13 protein-coding genes are annotated in these 15,731 nt (G+C 58.8%); 2 read left to right on the top strand and 11 right to left on the bottom strand.

What is annotated here, in order from left to right:
• The first annotated feature begins 72 nt into the window (after positions 1-72).
• Both DB51_RS05085 and DB51_RS05080 read left to right on the top strand, forming a co-directional pair.
• Positions 73-738 carry a winged helix-turn-helix domain-containing protein gene (locus tag DB51_RS05085; protein ID WP_051867295.1) on the top strand — a complete coding sequence of 222 codons (666 nt, stop codon included), beginning with the start codon at positions 73-75 and terminating at the stop codon, positions 736-738.
• On the top strand, positions 738-2,201 hold the full coding sequence (locus DB51_RS05080; protein ID WP_084674568.1) for an MFS transporter: 1,464 nt from the start codon (positions 738-740) through the stop codon (positions 2,199-2,201). The genes DB51_RS05085 and DB51_RS05080 overlap by 1 nt, the downstream gene beginning before the upstream one ends.
• A 171-nt stretch (positions 2,202-2,372) precedes the next feature.
• Here DB51_RS05080 and tsaD read toward each other — a convergent pair whose 3' ends face one another.
• From tsaD to DB51_RS05025, 11 genes are all read right to left on the bottom strand, one after another.
• The gene (gene tsaD, locus DB51_RS05075) at positions 2,373-3,464 is read right to left on the bottom strand and encodes a tRNA (adenosine(37)-N6)-threonylcarbamoyltransferase complex transferase subunit TsaD (RefSeq protein WP_051867294.1); all 1,092 of its coding nucleotides are present in this window, start codon (positions 3,462-3,464) and stop codon (positions 2,373-2,375) included.
• The gene (rimI, locus tag DB51_RS05070; RefSeq protein ID WP_084674567.1) at positions 3,461-4,015 is read right to left on the bottom strand and encodes a ribosomal protein S18-alanine N-acetyltransferase; all 555 of its coding nucleotides are present in this window, start codon (positions 4,013-4,015) and stop codon (positions 3,461-3,463) included. The genes tsaD and rimI overlap by 4 nt, the downstream gene beginning before the upstream one ends.
• On the bottom strand, positions 4,012-4,917 hold the full coding sequence (tsaB, locus tag DB51_RS05065; protein ID WP_084674566.1) for a tRNA (adenosine(37)-N6)-threonylcarbamoyltransferase complex dimerization subunit type 1 TsaB: 906 nt from the start codon (positions 4,915-4,917) through the stop codon (positions 4,012-4,014). The genes rimI and tsaB overlap by 4 nt, the downstream gene beginning before the upstream one ends.
• The gene (gene tsaE / locus DB51_RS05060) at positions 4,914-5,483 is read right to left on the bottom strand and encodes a tRNA (adenosine(37)-N6)-threonylcarbamoyltransferase complex ATPase subunit type 1 TsaE (protein WP_238548353.1); all 570 of its coding nucleotides are present in this window, start codon (positions 5,481-5,483) and stop codon (positions 4,914-4,916) included. The genes tsaB and tsaE overlap by 4 nt, the downstream gene beginning before the upstream one ends.
• Positions 5,484-5,602: 119 nt before the next feature.
• The gene (holA, locus tag DB51_RS05055) at positions 5,603-6,616 is read right to left on the bottom strand and encodes a DNA polymerase III subunit delta (RefSeq protein ID WP_051867292.1); all 1,014 of its coding nucleotides are present in this window, start codon (positions 6,614-6,616) and stop codon (positions 5,603-5,605) included.
• A 61-nt stretch (positions 6,617-6,677) separates the two neighbouring features.
• Positions 6,678-8,444, bottom strand: a complete 1,767-nt coding sequence (locus tag DB51_RS09785) for a ComEC/Rec2 family competence protein (protein WP_156958245.1) — start codon at positions 8,442-8,444, stop codon at positions 6,678-6,680.
• Between the two features lie 2 nt (positions 8,445-8,446).
• Positions 8,447-9,367 carry a ComEA family DNA-binding protein gene (locus DB51_RS09780; RefSeq protein ID WP_051867290.1) on the bottom strand — a complete coding sequence of 307 codons (921 nt, stop codon included), beginning with the start codon at positions 9,365-9,367 and terminating at the stop codon, positions 8,447-8,449.
• A gap of 220 nt (positions 9,368-9,587) precedes the next feature.
• The gene (leuS, locus tag DB51_RS05040) at positions 9,588-12,548 is read right to left on the bottom strand and encodes a leucine--tRNA ligase (RefSeq protein WP_034252297.1); all 2,961 of its coding nucleotides are present in this window, start codon (positions 12,546-12,548) and stop codon (positions 9,588-9,590) included.
• Positions 12,549-12,692: 144 nt separating this feature from the next.
• Positions 12,693-13,796, bottom strand: coding sequence for an amino acid ABC transporter permease (locus DB51_RS05035; protein WP_084674564.1), 1,104 nt, complete (start codon positions 13,794-13,796; stop codon positions 12,693-12,695).
• Between the two features lie 16 nt (positions 13,797-13,812).
• Positions 13,813-14,490 carry an amino acid ABC transporter permease gene (locus tag DB51_RS05030; RefSeq protein ID WP_034252295.1) on the bottom strand — a complete coding sequence of 226 codons (678 nt, stop codon included), beginning with the start codon at positions 14,488-14,490 and terminating at the stop codon, positions 13,813-13,815.
• Between the two features lie 112 nt (positions 14,491-14,602).
• The gene (locus DB51_RS05025; protein WP_490393090.1) at positions 14,603-15,451 is read right to left on the bottom strand and encodes a glutamate ABC transporter substrate-binding protein; all 849 of its coding nucleotides are present in this window, start codon (positions 15,449-15,451) and stop codon (positions 14,603-14,605) included.
• Between the last annotated feature and the right edge of the window lie 280 nt (positions 15,452-15,731).

The raw sequence follows: 15,731 nt of genomic DNA, 5'->3' as shown, positions 1-15,731 counted from the left end.
GTTGGCTTCACCATGCATCCTTATACAAAGACTCATTTGCATAGATATGTTTGCAATGATAGCTTTGCATTTATGGATGAACATGACTTTTCGTCGAAGATAGACTCGATTACTCCCTCCCCAGCCCAGCTCAGGGCTCTGACGCACCCGATACGTCTGCGGCTGCTTGGCCTGCTCCGCATCGATGGGCCTCAGACCGCCAGCGATCTGGCACGCAGAACAGGGTTGAATACCGGTTCCACCAGCTACCATCTGCGGATGCTGGCCAAGAACGGATTCATCGAAAAGGACCAGGACCGCTCTAAGGGAAGAAAACTGTTCTGGAAATCATCGAACACCGCCACCGTGACCAACACCCCGCACCAAGACGACCCTGAAGCCCAGACCAAGATGGACGCGATGTACGGATTCCAGCAGATGGTCGCCGCGGAATATTCTCGTCAGATGCTCGCTGCTACCTCGCAGTGGCAGACGCTCGCCCCTGAATGGCAGGACGCCTCCACTCTGAGCGATTTCCCGATCCGCGTCACCGCTCAGGAAGCGAAGGGAATCGTTCACAGAATCGCGTCGATACTGCTCGAGGAGTTGCATAAGCACCCCTTGCAGAATGCTGGCGAAAGCCCGGAGACCAAGCCGGACGACGACACGCAGGCCTTCACCATACAGCTGCTGGCCTTCCCTCTGCATGCGGCGCTAAGCGGCGATCTGCAGGACGACGAATATGACGAGGGGGAATAATGACGGTAAGCACAAGTGCATCAAGCACTCCGGTGACGCCGACATCACCATCGACATCGACATCACCATCGACATCGCCAATGCATGCGCGCCTCGTGGTAGCGGCGTGGCTGTTCTCCGACATCGCATCGCTCTTCGGCAGTGCGCTGAGCGGACTGGCGGTGCCCTGGATGGTGCTGAATCTGACGCATAACACCGCCGCGACAGGTATCGTCAGTGCCGTGCAGCTGGGTACGCTTGTCGCGGCCAATCTGGTATCCGGTCCATTGATCGATAAACTCGGCCCCACCCGCATATCGATCAGCTGCGACATCGCCAGTGCGTGCTGCATCGCCCTGATACCTCTGCTCTGGTTTCTGCATCTGTTTTCGATTCCGGCGCTGATCGTCATCGTCGCCGTAGTCGGCGCACTGCGCGGCCCTGCCAACAGTTCCAAAAGCGTGCTCTCCCCCAGTGTGGCGCAATTCTCCAAGCAACCGATGGAACGCATCACCGGACTGTCAGGCACTACGGAGCGAATGGCCAGCACCATCGGTTCGGCAGCCGGAGGCGTCATCATCGGTGTCGTCGGAGGCCCATACGCCTTGGTATTCACCTCATTGGGATTGATTATCGGCGCCATCCTCACCGCAACCATCGTACGACCCGCGCTGCTTCCCATCATCAGGGCTTCGCAGACGCAGACCGCTGCAAGCGCCGATACGGGGTCCGGGCAAAGCGCACTCTCCACCGACGGCACACGCCAGCCAGACGGTCAGACCGGCGCGGCATCTGCACATTCCAGGGCGAAAGGCGATGTCAAATCAGCAGTATCCCGGTATGGCAAGGATCTGGCAGCGGGATGGAAGTCCCTGATGGCATTGCCGATGGTATTCGGACTGACGCTGATTCCCGCTATCACGAATATGATCGACATCGCCTGGACCGACGTGCTCACCCCCGCATGGGTGTTGTCGCAGCATCTGGGATCCCAGACTTTGGGGATGCTCTTCGCCTCGCTCACCTTCCCGGCAATGATCAGCAGCATGATAGCCACTGTGCTCGCCTCCAGACTCCCCAGATTCCCCGTATTCATCATCGGATACCTGCTCGTCGGCGCCCCCAGGTACCTGGCGATGGCGTTCAACGCCCCCACATCCATCGTGGTGGCGACACTCATCATCGGCGGCATCGGGTCGGGCTTCCTCAACCCGATACTGAGTGCGACCATCTATGAACGCATTCCCGGCAATTCACGAGGGAAGATCATCTCCCTGACCAGTGCCATCTCCTGGGGATTGATGCCGATAGGCTCGTTGCTGGGCGGATTCATGTCGCATATACTCGGTCTCAACATCACCTTGGGCATATTGGGAATCGCCTACCTCATCATCACGATGCTGCCTCTGTTCGTGCCCGCACTGCGACATTTCGAACGCATCACGCCGGAAGCAAGCCAACAACACGATATTGCTGCTCAGTGAGACAATAAACTGTCGCCGGACTTCCTTTGTGTAGGGATTACCAGGGTGATAGCAAGTATCTAAACAATTACACCGAAACACATCGCTGGAATTGCAAGCTTCGTGGCATATAGGCAAAGTGCTTGTACTTCGCAATCACTACACAGCCGAACGGTATTGCGCTGAGCGCTCTCAGGGCATAACAATCTGGGTCAGGGGCATTGCGGAATCAATCGGAAAGTCCGCTGATGAAGGCCGGATACCAGCGTTCAGCAGATTCGAACCGAGCATCGCCACCATTGCACCGTTATCCGTGCACAAGGCGATTTTCGGAATGCGCACCTGCACCCCGTCGCGCTCACCGAACTCCTGCAATTTGGCCCTCAGCTGCGAGTTGGCGGAGAAGCCCCCTCCGACGATCAGCGTGTTTGAGCCGAATTGGGCGCAACCTGCCATCGCCTTCCCTGCAAGTACCTCGGCGACGGAATCGGCGAGTGAGGCGCAGACATCGTCGACCGGAATCTCGTGCCCGAGCGCTTCCTGCCCTTCAATCCACCGTGCCACTGCGGTTTTCACGCCCGAGAAGCTGAAATCGTAGGGATGCTTCGCCGCGGATTTGCCCTGGGTCAGCCCTTTCGGCACCTTGATCGCGTTCGGATCGCCCGTGCGCGCATGCCTGTCGATATGAGGCCCCCCGGGATAGGGAAAACCCAACAGTCTGGCTATCTTGTCGAAGCACTCCCCGGCAGCGTCGTCCAGCGTCGTGCCGACGACGTCAACGTGGCGTGCCACATCGCGCACATGCAGCAGGGAGGTGTGCCCTCCGGAGACGATCAATGCCAGGGTGTCTTCCGGGAACGCACCGAATTGCAGCTGGGTGACAGCGATATGACCTATGACATGGTTGATGCCATAGATGGGTTTACGGGCCGCCCAAGCCAAGGATTTCGCACCGGACACACCGACCGCCAGGCAGCCTGCCAGACCCGGACCTGCGGAAACCGCGATGGCATCGACCTGGCTGAGATCGAGGTTCGCGTCCGCAAGGGCTTTGGACACGACGGGAACGAATGATTCGGCGTGCGCACGGGAGGCGATTTCGGGAATCACACCACCGTATCGGGCATGTTCGAGCATCGAGGAGGCGACGACATTCGAGACGAGCTCCCCGTCGCGAATCACTGCCGCAGCGGTCTCGTCGCATGTGGATTCGATGCCGAGCACGGTGCCACCATGCGTCAGGACCTCACCTTGTTGAAGCCCCGCTTCGCGTTCACCACTCATCTGTTTCCTTCCAGCCCTGTATCCATACTGTCGTTCTGCCTCTTCGCCTGCATCTCTGATGGCTGCCCTTCCTGTGGCTGCACCGAACCTGCCTGCGAGAGCGCAGACCAACGTTCGATATCCAACGCCATCGTATAGGCATCGATGCCTTCCGGCTGATAGTAGCGCTTTCTCAGTCCGATACGCTCAAATCCGAAAGCCTCGTACAGGGCGAGTGCCGCCATGTTGTCGACACGAACTTCCAGCAGCATCCTGTGCGCACCCTGCAGTGCGGCTTCCTTCAGGAGATAGCGCAGCAAAGAGGTGGCCAAGCCTTGCTGCTGGTGTTGTCGGCCCACTCCGATGGTCATGAGTTCCGCATCGTCGCCGTCATACCAGTAGCCCGCATAGGCTCTGAGCGTGCCGTCGTCATCGACGTCCACGGCATAGGTCCGCGCCGGTGCGTTGATTTCCTGCCGCACCAGTGCCTGGCTCCATGCTCCTGCACCGAACAACTCATGTTCGAGTGTCGCTATTGATGCGATATCTTTCTCGCTCAAGGCACGAATCATTGCGCCTGACCTCCGTGCGAGCTCCGGTCCCCCGAGCTGCCGCTCGCCTTGTCGGGTGTTCCGGTGTTCAATACCGCCTTCAGCGGTTTGGGAACCGACACATCGGGTCTGCGCAGATACAGTGGTTCGGCGCCTGCGGCTTCTCCGTTTTGGGCATGGGCAACGGCCGTCTCGGCGAATATGGCGATGCCTTCGGGATTATGGTCCAGCACGGACTCATCGATGACCGATGACAGGGCATAGCCGCCACCGTTTTCCTGAGCTGGTCGAAGCTTACGGTCCCAGACCTCCCGATAACGGCCCGCACCATGCCCTGCGACGTCCAACAGCAGGCCAGTTGACGTGTCGGCCAGTGCCGACAGGCAACGGTCCACTTTTTCGGCGATGACCTCGGGATAGTCGATATCCATGGGCAGCAGCTGTTCATCGTCCATGTACAACGCGTAGTACAACTGTTTTCTGCGAGCATCGTTGACAGCCAGCGTGACATGCTTCATCGTCGCGTCTTCGGCGTCATGCCGCTGTTCTGAAGTGTTATGGATGCGCTGCATCCAGCGGTGCTGCACTTCCAGGATATCCTGGCCGAGCAACTCGGCTCCGTTGGCGAAGGCCAGCGCTTTGGCAGCCACGATTCCTGCACGAAGTCCCGTGAAGGGTGCAGGACCTATTCCTACGACTATGCGGGATATCTGTTCGGGTGCCAGACGCGCGACCTCGACCGCCTTGGCGATGTTGGGTTGCAGTTTTTCAACGTGCGAGCGCGAGTCGCTTTCGATAATCGCAGGATGCCCCACCACGCCTACGGTGGAACCGAAGGAGGTGTCTATGACCAAGGTCGCTGAGGCGTTGTCGTTTCCGCCGTCGCCCAGGTCTGTGGCGTGCTCTGTTGGCTGATCGCTCATACATCCGTCTTTTCCGCGCCTTCGATGGTCAGACGCCTGACTCGTGTTACCCAACCAGAGCCTACTCCTGTGATGGACACCGTGCGGACTCCATCGCTGCTCAGCTCATCGTCAGTCTGCGCAGAGTTGTCGCCTCGACCAACGCTCAGTGCCTCGGGCCGGTCAATGGCAATCACCAGTCTCGTGGATGCCAGTGCGACGGCCATCTGCTCTCCCCATTCCATGAGCACGACGCTATCCTCGCTCGGGTCCTCCAGCTCCTCGTCCAGACCCAGCGATTCCAATTCGTCGAGGAGTCGCGAGTTCACATCCTCGCCCGGCAGGTATGCGGTGCTGCCCAGCCTGTAGGCGTCCACGTGAATGAGCTTTGCCGCTGTTCCGTCGTGGAATCGCCCGTTCAGCTGACGGGCGATGGTAAAGGTCGGAGAGACGATAGGAGCCGTGATGCCCAGTCCGCTGCCCAAGCCCTGGGCGAAGGTGGTTTTCCCTGCGCCCAACGGCCCTGACAGCAGTATCACGTCGCCTCCATGCACGATATGCGCGACACGTCGTCCGATTCCCCGCATGTCTTCCGCGGTCTCGGCATCGAGATTCACCGTGAAATCGGGTTCGTCGACATCACTGCCGTGTTCATCCGCACTGAAATCAGTCATAATCGCATCCTCCACACTGCAAGCCTATTCGTTTACCGGGGCAAACGGCCTTTCGCTCCGATAAGTTCAATGGCGCATTCCAACGCATACACGGGGTCGCCTCCGTTGCTTTTGCTGCTCTCGTCCGCCTGTGCCAGAGCCTCGATGCAACGGCCCAATCCCGCTGAGGTCCATCCCGACAATTGTCTGCTTGCCGCCTTGATCTGCCATGGGCTGGCTTTGGCCTCGGCCGGTGAGATGGTTCCCGATCTGATGGCTGAGGCTTTCGCCAGCATGCGTAATTTCAAGGCCAGCGCCCCGATGAGCGCGATCGGCACAATCCCTTGTTCCACTGCCGATCTCATGGCGATGATCGCGTCGGCGGTTCTGCCTTCGACCGCCTTGTCCGCCACAAAGAACCCTGTGACCTGGGGGTCTGCGGTCAGATAGGTGTTTGCCGTGTCCACGGAAATGGGGTCCTCGTCGAAATCGAAGCACAGCTGATTGCACATTGCCGCCAGCTGTCCGGTGTCGTCCCCCAGCACATTGACGAGCTGCTGCGCGGCCATGGGCTCTATTCGCCGATGCTGGCGTTCCATCATGCCGTACACGAAATTGATTTTGGCGTCAAACTTCTTCAGGTCGGGAATGTTCTGTCTATCGGCGCCCGCCTTGCTCAGCAGGTCAAGTAGATGTTTGCCTCGTTGCCCGCCTTCATGCTGGGCGATGACGACGCTTGCCGCGTCCTGGACGCCGCCGCCCTGCTTGCAGTAGCGCACGAGGGCCTCTCCCAGTTTGTCGTCGGCTCGCTCGAGATTGCCGAGCATGAGGATCGTGCTGTCGCTGAGAAGCGATGGTCCGACAGCCTCATCGAAGGCGTAGGCGTCGCATTCGCCTGCATCGAGTTCCACCAGTTCCGCATCCGGTCGTTCACGGCATGCGGCCGCACGCAGATCATGCACCCGTTGCGTGTTGAGAAATGCGTCCCCTCCGACCACGATGGTCAAGGATGCGGTGACCGCCCGCCCGCCACTTGTCTGCGTCTTGCTTGCCTGTGCCCTCGCCATAGCTTCCAATCTCGCGTCAATACTGGACAATACCGCTGAGGATGAAGCTGCGGCACCAAGGTCATACATCGAACATTTCGCGGCTTTCACGTACCCAGAAGGCCACAGCGCTTCGGATGCTCCGGTGATAGGCAAAGGAACCGTCGCTCTGCTCTTCGCCGGTACAGGCACATGCCTTGGCATACAGACGATGCACTGAGACGACAAGCGCCAGCAGCAGACACTCGACGACCACCATCAACACGACGCCACGCACCCCCGCCAGCCATGCGACCGTTGAGAATTCAGTACCGCCCAGCCATCTGGCGCAGTCATACATCAGCGATGTACCCACCGAGGAAAGCCAGGCGCACGCGTAGGCCAGCTCGGGCAGCAGCCAGGCAGACCCCAAAGCAATAAGACCGAACATCGTGGCCAGATCGATTACCGGTGCGACGAGCAGATTCGCAGGAACGGAGAAAACCGGAATCTCCGACTCGATCAGCAGCTGTATCGGCAAGGTGAAGGCCTGTGCGCTCAGCGTGGTCGCGATAAGCCCGGCCATCGCCTTGCCCAGCATATCTTCAAGCTGTCCGGCAAGCGGCCTTGCGGCGAGGGCAATACCGAGTACCGCGGCGCAGGAGAATGCGAAACCGTAACTATCAGCAAACCGTGGTTGGGCGAACAGCATCAGTATGACCGTCCACGACAGTTGCGAAATCGCCTGTGCCCTCCGCCCGAGCAGTCCCGAGACCACCCCGAGAACGCTCATGACGGCGGCGCGCCAGACCGCATCGGACGGATATACGGCGGAAACGAGGATGCATACAGCGACGATTGACGCCACGGCCGTAATCAGGGGATGAGGTCTGATGCGATTTGCTATCCAACGCACCAGAGCGGACAGCAAGAGAAAATGTCCACCTGACACCACCATCAGATGCATGATGCCCGACCTGGTGAAGGCCTCCTTGACGCCGCGCGCATAGGCGGCATCCACCCCGACCTGGCCACCTGACGCATCGATGATGGTCTCCTGACCGAGGACTCCCATCGTCAGGCCTGGAACAAGCACACGTCCCTGCTCTCCCAAGCGTGAGGTGACCGACAGGAACCGTTGCTGAACATATGCCATGCTCCGCCACCAGATGGACGCTTCGGCGACCAGAACCGTCTCTGCGTCGGCATCTGCTGAATGCCGCAGTTCCACTCCTCCGTCGAGAGATGAGACACCCAGCTCCGCCTGGATGCTGTATAAGGCATCCCTTTGCAGGGCGCAGACCGGGTCGTCACCGTATACGGTTGCGGGAAAACGCGATGGCAGTATCAGCGTGTGCGCTTTGCCGCTTGCCACGGCAGTGACCAGAACATCAGCGGTGCATTTGCTGGAGCGCAAGGGCGAAACGGTCACAGGAGAACGTACATGAATCGTCACATCGCTAGCGCCGGATTCCTGCGCCGCCAGGATGAAGGTGGCATCGCTGAGCCGCAGAGTCGACCAGCTCAAGGAACATCCAGTCGATGCCGCGAAAGCCGCGCACAGGGTCATCACGGTCGGTATACCGCGAAAGAACAGAAAGGAGAACTTGCCGACCTGCCGACGATATGCAGCGCCGTCACGCGAACGGGCAGGCAGCATACTCCGCCATATCGGCGGACATATCAGCAATGCCGACAAGGTGCCCATCACTGCAGGAAGCACAGCGGCATGCATCCGAGCGAGTGTCGAGTCCGATGCCAGTCTGGAGCCCAGCCATGCGCCGCACCATACGATGATGGCCACGGTGAGCATTCGTGCATCCCTGGCTCCCGACTCCGTGGATGCGCATTCAGCCCGAGGCCGCTTCACGCTTATCCCACCCTGACATATGGTCGTATGCCTTCGAGTTTCTTGATTCCTATGCCTGAGATGTCGAGGAGTTCGTCGACGGCGTTGAAGCGCCCCCGCTCTCTTCTGAAGGCAACGATTCTCTCGGCTGTGACGGGCCCGATACCCGATATGGTCATCAGTTCGGCCGTACCGGCCGTATTGAGATCAATCAGCGCTTCCGAGCTCGAACGGTCCGACGACTCGGAGCCTTGATCATCGCCTTGGGCTTGCGTGTCGGCAGCGTCGGTGCCATCGCTCAGGTTTTCAGCCTCCGCCGATGCTTCTCCCCCCTCCTGGGGTGCGGAGACCGTGTTCGGCTCCGTTTCACCTGAGGACCCGGTTGTCTGCGCGACGTTTTCCAAGGCAAGAGTCTGCCGTTGAAAGGCAGCATAGTTCCCCGACTGCTGCAGAAGCAGGGTAAGACTCGCACACAGGGCCGCGACCAACAGAACCATGACGATAACGGCATGACCCATGGTGAAGGTGCAGCGTGGACGATGCCGAGTATACGATGCTCCGACGCGTCTGTGCTCGGTTCGAGAAAGCAGCGCGGAACCCTCGTCACGAGCTGCCGGAAGGTCGCTTCTCGCACCGCCGACACCACCGAGCAGACCGGCAAGCGTCCTAGAAGACTCAGGACCGGCGCTCGCACCTCCGCCGATTGCATCATCCTTGCTGGATACAGCCTGCACAAGGTCACAGGCAGGCAGGACGAGCTGCTCCTGTGAAGGACTCTGCTGATTGATGCCGTCGCTTTCACACACAGGGTCGGTACTCGACTGACCGGTGTCTCCGTCAGCCGATTCATCCGGATGCTCGGGCTGCTCGCTGATGAATGCACGGCCGGTTGCGCGCCGAGCGTTTTCCAAGGTGCTGAGTCTGGCAACTGCGAGGGTGTTCATGTCGGCATTCTGCCGGATAACGGCGAGTGATGCCATTCACTGAAGGCATGTGGTCGAATGTGCGATATCCACAGCCCTCGCTCGGACTAAGGAAATAGATAACTGCACTACAAGGACAGCATGACGGTAAGAATTTCTCGGAAATGCTGTCCTTGTAGTGCAGTTATTGTATTGGGCCTTTACACGTTGGCCTCATACCACGCAACGGTGCCAAAAGCCACTAATTGGCAGGGACGATCGACACGATTCGTGGTGCCTTGACGATGACCTTCCGTGGAGCCTGCCCTGCCAGACGCTCCTTGACGGCGGGAAGCTCCAAAGCGAGGGCCTGCAACTCATCCGGGTCGATGTCGGGATCGACTTCCAGCTTGCCGCGAATCTTGCCCTTGACCTGCACCACCGCGGTCACCTTGTCCTGTCCCAGATATCGCTCATCGAACTTAGGCCATGATTCGTGCGCGAGCGAATCCTCGTGACCGAGTTTGGACCACAGTTCCTCGCTGATATGCGGCGCAATCGGCGCGAGCATGAGTACCAGCGGCTCGACCACGCTGCGCGGCGTGTTCGGCAGCGAAGTGAGATGGTTGTTCAGCACGATCAGCTTGGAAATAGCCGTATTCGGACGCATCGCCTCCATCTCGTCGGTGACGTCGTGAATGGTGTTGTTGAGCAGCTTCAGAGTGGCTTCATCAGGAGCATCGTCCGTGACGACCACATCGCCCGTGCCTTCGTCGAGCACGTTGCGCCACAAACGTTGCAGGAAGCGCATGCCGCCCACGACGTTCCGCGTGTTCCAGGGCCTGGATTCAGCCAGAGGCCCCATGCTCATCTCGTAGAGGCGGAAGGTGTCGGCACCGTAGGTGCTGTACATGTCGTCCGGTGTGATGATGTTCTTCAGGCTCTTGCCCATTTTGCCGAACTCGCGGTTGACGTGCTGTCCGTCATAGGAGAATTCGCCGTCATGTTCCTCGACCTGAGCGGCAGGAACATACTGACCGCGATCATCCGTATACGCGTACGCCTGAATCATGCCCTGGTTGAACAGCTTGTGGAAGGGCTCCTTGGAGCTGACGAAGCCCAGATCGTACAGCACCTTGTGCCAGAAGCGCGAATACAGCAGATGCAGCACGGCATGCTCCACGCCACCGACGTAGAGGTCCACGCCGCCCGATGTACCGGCGGTGGCATTGTGCTTCGGCCCGAGCCAATAATCGAACTCCCCCGGTTCGACCATATGCTGTTGGTCGTCGGGATCGATGTACCGCATGTAATACCAGCAGGAACCGGCCCAATTTGGCATGGTGTTGGTATCGCGATGGTATTTGCGCGGCCCGTCGCCGAGATCCATCGTCACCTCGACCCAGTCGTCATTGCGGCTCAGCGGCGCCTCGGGTTCGGTTTCCGCGTCATTCGGGTCATAGGTCTTCGGACTGTAGTCGGGCACCTCGGGAAGATTCACCGGTAGCTGATCGTCGGGAATGAGGTGCGGCAGTCCGTCCTCGTCGTACACGATGGGGAAAGGCTCGCCCCAATAGCGCTGCCTTGAGAACAACCAGTCGCGCAGACGATACGAGGTCTTTCCTGTTCCCACCTTGGCCTGCTCGAGCCAATCGGTGATTTTGGCGATGGCGTCATCGACGCGCAGGCCGTCGATGCTGAGCGCATCACCGAGCTTCTCGGTGTGTTCGACCGAGGAGTTGATGACGATGCCGTCGTGGGACACATACGGCGCCTTGCCCTCATATGATTCGAGCGTGTCTCCGGATTCCTCGGTGGGTTTCACCGTGTAGACGACAGGCAGACCATAGGCTTGGGCGAAATCGTAATCACGCTGGTCGCCGCCCGGAACCGCCATGATGGCTCCGGTGCCGTAGTCCATCAGCACGTAATCGGCAGTGAACACCGGGAGTCTCGCGCCCGTGATCGGATTGGTGGCGTACAGGCCGGTGAACAGACCGGTCTTCTCACCGGCATCGTCAACGCGGTCCTTGGCGGTCTTGGATTCCGCCTGACGTCGGTATTCTGCGACGGCCTGGCGTGGATCGTCGTAGCCGCCCTTCCAGGAGGCGGGTGTGCCTTCGGGCCATGCGTCCGGCACGAACTGCAGCAATTGATGTTCCGGGGAGACCACGGCGAAGGTCGTGCCGAACAAGGTGTCGGGACGGGTGGTGTAGACCTCCATGTCCTTGCCGCCTTGCACGGTCTGGACCTGGAAATGCACGGATGCGCCGTGTGATTCCCCGATCCAGTTGCGCTGCATCAGTTTCACTTTCTCAGGCCAGTCGAGCTCATCGAGATCCTCGATCAGGCGATGCCCGTATGCGGTGATACGCATCGACCACTGCTTGAGCTCACGTTGGAATACCGGGAAGTTCCCGCGTTCCGAACGTCCCTCGGCGGTGACTTCCTCGTTGGCCAGTACGGTGCCGAGACCCGGGCACCAGTTCACGGGTGATTTGGAGATGTACGCCAGACGGAAATCATTGAGGACTGAGGAACGCTGGGACGCATCGAGGTCATCCCAGGACTGGCCTGCATGCCCGGGAATGGCAGTCTTCCCTGAAGAGAAGGCTTCCACCAATTCGCCGATGGGCCGCGCTGAGCCCGTGCCGCCGTCTGCGCGCACATATTCCGGGTCATACCAGGAATCGTAGATTTTGGAGAAGATCCATTGGGTCCAACGGACATAGCCCGGGTCGATGGTGGCGAAGGAACGGCGGTCATCGAAGCTCAATCCCATGCGATGCAGCTGCCAACGCATGTTGGAGATGTTCTGCTCGGTGGTGACGCGGGGGTGCTGGCCGGTCTGCACCGCGAACTGTTCGGCGGGAAGGCCGAAGGCGTCATATCCCATCGCGTGCAGGACGTTTTCGCCTTTCATGCGGTGATAACGGCTCACCACGTCGGTGGCGATGTACCCCAGGGGATGTCCAACGTGCAGACCCTTGCCGGATGGGTATGGGAACATGTCGATGACGAAGTAGGGGTCGCGCCCCTGGGCGTGTTTGCCGGTGCCATCGACAAGAGCCCCATCGACATTGGCCGCCCAGAAGGTGCCGTTGTCCTGCCAATGCTGCTGCCATTTTTCTTCGATATGTTGTGCGAAATCGGCGTTATAGCGAAATGCCGGTTCCTCGGGAATCTCGGCGTGAGATTCGGTGCTGTTGTCGTTGGAATTCATATGGGCATTATCGCCATTCGCTTGGACACCGACTGTGCCCGCACCGCCCTCATCTCACGATATGACAATGAGTTGAGGGGGCGCCTCCTTCGAGGCGCCCCCTCAACTCATGGGACTACTGTGGCCGTCTACAACTGTGGCCGTCTACCATTTCTTGGGTTTGTTCAAGGGATGGTTCGGATCGTGCCCATGCTCGAAATGACTGCCCTTCCACTTTCCGGCCACGGCGTTCGAACCATGGTAGTGATCGTGGAAAGGTTGCTCAGCACCGTTGAAGGGGAGTTCGCGTTCTCCTGCACGTTCGATCATGCTGGTGTTGGAAGGGTCCATGATGGCGATGGGCGCCTGCACGGGTTCCACGGTGATGCCTGCTGTTCTGCGGCGCATGCGCTTCGGCAGGGATTCCGCGAGTCTGGACAGCAGGTAGCTGAAGATGAAATACACCACTGCGGCGACGACAAGCGTCTGCAGCATATTGAAATTCGCTGAACCGAGTCTTCGAGATTCCTGCAGCAGGTCGGTGTAGGTGATGATCGAGCCGAGCGCCGTGTCCTTGAGCACCACAACGAGCTGGGTGATCAACGCCGGGAGCATGGCTATCAATGCCTGGGGCACCTCAACGGACAGCAGCGATCGGAGCGGGCTCATGCCGAGGGCCAAAGCCGCCTCTCGCTGACCGTTGGGAAGATTGCCAACACCGGAACGCACCAATTCCGCGACGACCGAGCCGTTGTACAGAATCAGACCGACGACGACGGCAAGAAACGCTGCGTTGTCGCTGATGTTCATTGCTGAGAAGCCACGCCACAGAAAGATCATGAACAGCAGCACCGGCACGGCTCTGCAGAATTCCACGATTAACGATGAAATCCATCGTATGGGAGCGAAATCGAGCAAGCGTCCGATACCGAAAATGATGCCGAATACGACTGAACCGATAATCGCGACGACGGATGCCTCAAGTGTCTGCAGCAGACCCGGAAGATAGAAGTCCTTCCAGGCATCCCAGTTCAGAGCAGGCTTCCACAGACTCCAGCTCAACTGGTTCTGGCCCTGAGGCGGGTTGGCGAGGCGCATCAGCACCAGAACCGCCAGAACGATCAGCACCGCAAGGGCCACTAGATTGATGAATAGAATGCGCTTCTTGGACTTGGGGCCCGGCTCGTCGAAGAGCACCGAAGCTTCGTTGAGCTTGCGTTTTTTGGGTCTTTTCGCCGCTGCTGCGGGAGATGTGGTCGTTGTACTCATAGTCGTTCTCCCTCTTCTACCTGCGAACCGCGAGCTTGTTGGACAGCCACGTGGTGATCAGACCGATGGGAATGATCATGATGACATATCCAAGAGCGAAGATGAGGAATATCGTCACGATTTTGGAAGCATCGTTCTCAATCATCGAGCTCATCAAGCTGGAGGTTTCCGTACTGACGGAAGCTGCAGCGGCCACGGTTGAATTCTTCAGCAAAGCAATCAGAGTGTTGCCCAATGGCGCGACCGATCCTCTGAATGCCTGGGGAAGAATCACGATGCTTGCGGACTGCATGAATCCCAGACCCAGAGAACGTGCCGCCTCAGCCTGGCCGATCGGCACGGTGTTGATGCCGGAGCGCAGGGATTCGCACACGAAGGCCGAAGTGTACAGGGACAGTCCGCACACGGCAAGCCAGAAGAAGTTCGTGTCGAAATTGTCCGAGAACTGGAACTTCAACTGTCCGAAGACTCCGAGCACCATGAAGACCATGATGATGGTCAACGGCATGTTCTTGAAGAATTCGACGAAGGCCGAGGCGAACCCCCTGAGACTCGGCACCGGGCATATACGCATCATTACGAGCACGATACCCAGAACCAGCGAGAACAGGGTGCTCCATAGCGTCAATTCGATGTTGACCTTGAACGCGCCAAGCACATCGTATGTGGAGAACAATGTCGTAAAATCTGACACGCTTCCTCTTTTCCTTAGTTCTTACTACTACCAACACGGTTTCTACAACATGGGATAGTTCGCAGCGTAAGCGTCGAAGCCTGCGCCACGAACTATCCGGCGATGGTGTCTATCAGAAATCCTTGGTGCTGGATGCCGCATCGAAGGCCGTCGGCGGATTGTACTTCGCGTTGGCCTTGTATCCGGTTCCCTTGGTGGCGCTGTCAAGAGCCTTCTGCCAGGAGCCGTCCTCTTCCATTTCCTTGAGCGCCGCGTTGATCTTCTTGACCAGTGTGGTGTCGCCCTTCTTCACGCCGATGCCGTAGCGTTCCTGGGTGAATGGCTTGCCAACGACCTTGAGCTGACCATCGCCCTTCGCGGCCGCGAGGCCTGCGAGGATGATGTCATCGGTGGTGACCGCGTCGACGGTTCCGGAGATGAGCGCCGTGACGCACTCGGCATAGCCGCTCTGTTCCATCAGCTGCACGGTGCTTGCATAGTGTTCCTTGATGGTCTGCGCGGAAGTCGAACCCGTCACCGAGCACAGCTTCTTGCCTTCCAGGGAACTCGGCCCGGTGATGTCCTTGTCGTTGGAACGGACCAGTAGATCCTGACCTGCAACGAAGTACGGCCCTGCGAAGTCCACGACCTTCTTACGGTCGTCGGAAATCGAATAGGTGGCTACGATCATGTTGACGTCGCCGTTTTGAATCAGGGTTTCGCGCTGCTTGGAAGGAGCTTCCTTCCATTCGATCTGGTTCTCCGAATAGCCGAGCTTCTTGGCTACGTATTTGGCCACATCGACGTCGAAACCTGTGTAGGTGCTTCCCTGCTTATAGCCCAGACCCGGCTGATCGAACTTGATGCCGATCTTGATTTTCGGACCGTCAGCGCTGCTGGAGCTGTCGGCGGAACCGCCGCACGCGGCCAGGGATGTCAGGCTGACCACTGCGACCGCTGCCGCCAGAGCCTTCTTGAACATTGCCTTCATGATGTTTCCTCTCTTCCTACATCCTTCACAGAGCAGAGCGTCGATGTTCGGGTCACGGACTTCCTTCGGAAGCGTGTCCCGTTCATGCGTTTTGCGTTACTACATGATGACTCGACAGTGTTACCCGTACATGTCTTGCATCCACGAGCGTTATTTCGTCAACAGCATCCTGAACCGTTGTGCTGCTGAAACCGACCCGGCATACCTATGAAAGGCTGGTTCCGGACGATATTCGTCCGAGGTCCGGTTTTGTCATCGTGCAGATGATCGT

It is taken from the genome of Bifidobacterium crudilactis (genome assembly GCF_000738005.1).
GTDB lineage: Bacteria > Actinomycetota > Actinomycetes > Actinomycetales > Bifidobacteriaceae > Bombiscardovia > Bombiscardovia crudilactis.
Note: the sequence above shows the minus strand (reverse complement) of the source record. Positions and strands in the feature narration are given on the sequence as shown.

Coding starts and splice junctions, on each gene's coding strand:
- leuS (WP_034252297.1), bottom strand. CDS start 12,548: ATGAATTCCAACGACAACAGCACCGAATCTCACGCCGAGATTCCCGAG.
- rimI (WP_084674567.1), bottom strand. CDS start 4,015: ATGATTCGTGCCTTGAGCGAGAAAGATATCGCATCAATAGCGACACTC.
- tsaB (WP_084674566.1), bottom strand. CDS start 4,917: ATGAGCGATCAGCCAACAGAGCACGCCACAGACCTGGGCGACGGCGGA.
- DB51_RS05035 (WP_084674564.1), bottom strand. CDS start 13,796: ATGAGTACAACGACCACATCTCCCGCAGCAGCGGCGAAAAGACCCAAA.
- DB51_RS05085 (WP_051867295.1), top strand. CDS start 73: ATGGATGAACATGACTTTTCGTCGAAGATAGACTCGATTACTCCCTCC.
- holA (WP_051867292.1), bottom strand. CDS start 6,616: ATGGCGAGGGCACAGGCAAGCAAGACGCAGACAAGTGGCGGGCGGGCG.
- DB51_RS05080 (WP_084674568.1), top strand. CDS start 738: ATGACGGTAAGCACAAGTGCATCAAGCACTCCGGTGACGCCGACATCA.
- tsaE (WP_238548353.1), bottom strand. CDS start 5,483: ATGCGGGGAATCGGACGACGTGTCGCGCATATCGTGCATGGAGGCGAC.
- tsaD (WP_051867294.1), bottom strand. CDS start 3,464: ATGAGTGGTGAACGCGAAGCGGGGCTTCAACAAGGTGAGGTCCTGACG.
- DB51_RS09780 (WP_051867290.1), bottom strand. CDS start 9,367: ATGAACACCCTCGCAGTTGCCAGACTCAGCACCTTGGAAAACGCTCGG.
- DB51_RS05025 (WP_490393090.1), bottom strand. CDS start 15,451: ATGTTCAAGAAGGCTCTGGCGGCAGCGGTCGCAGTGGTCAGCCTGACA.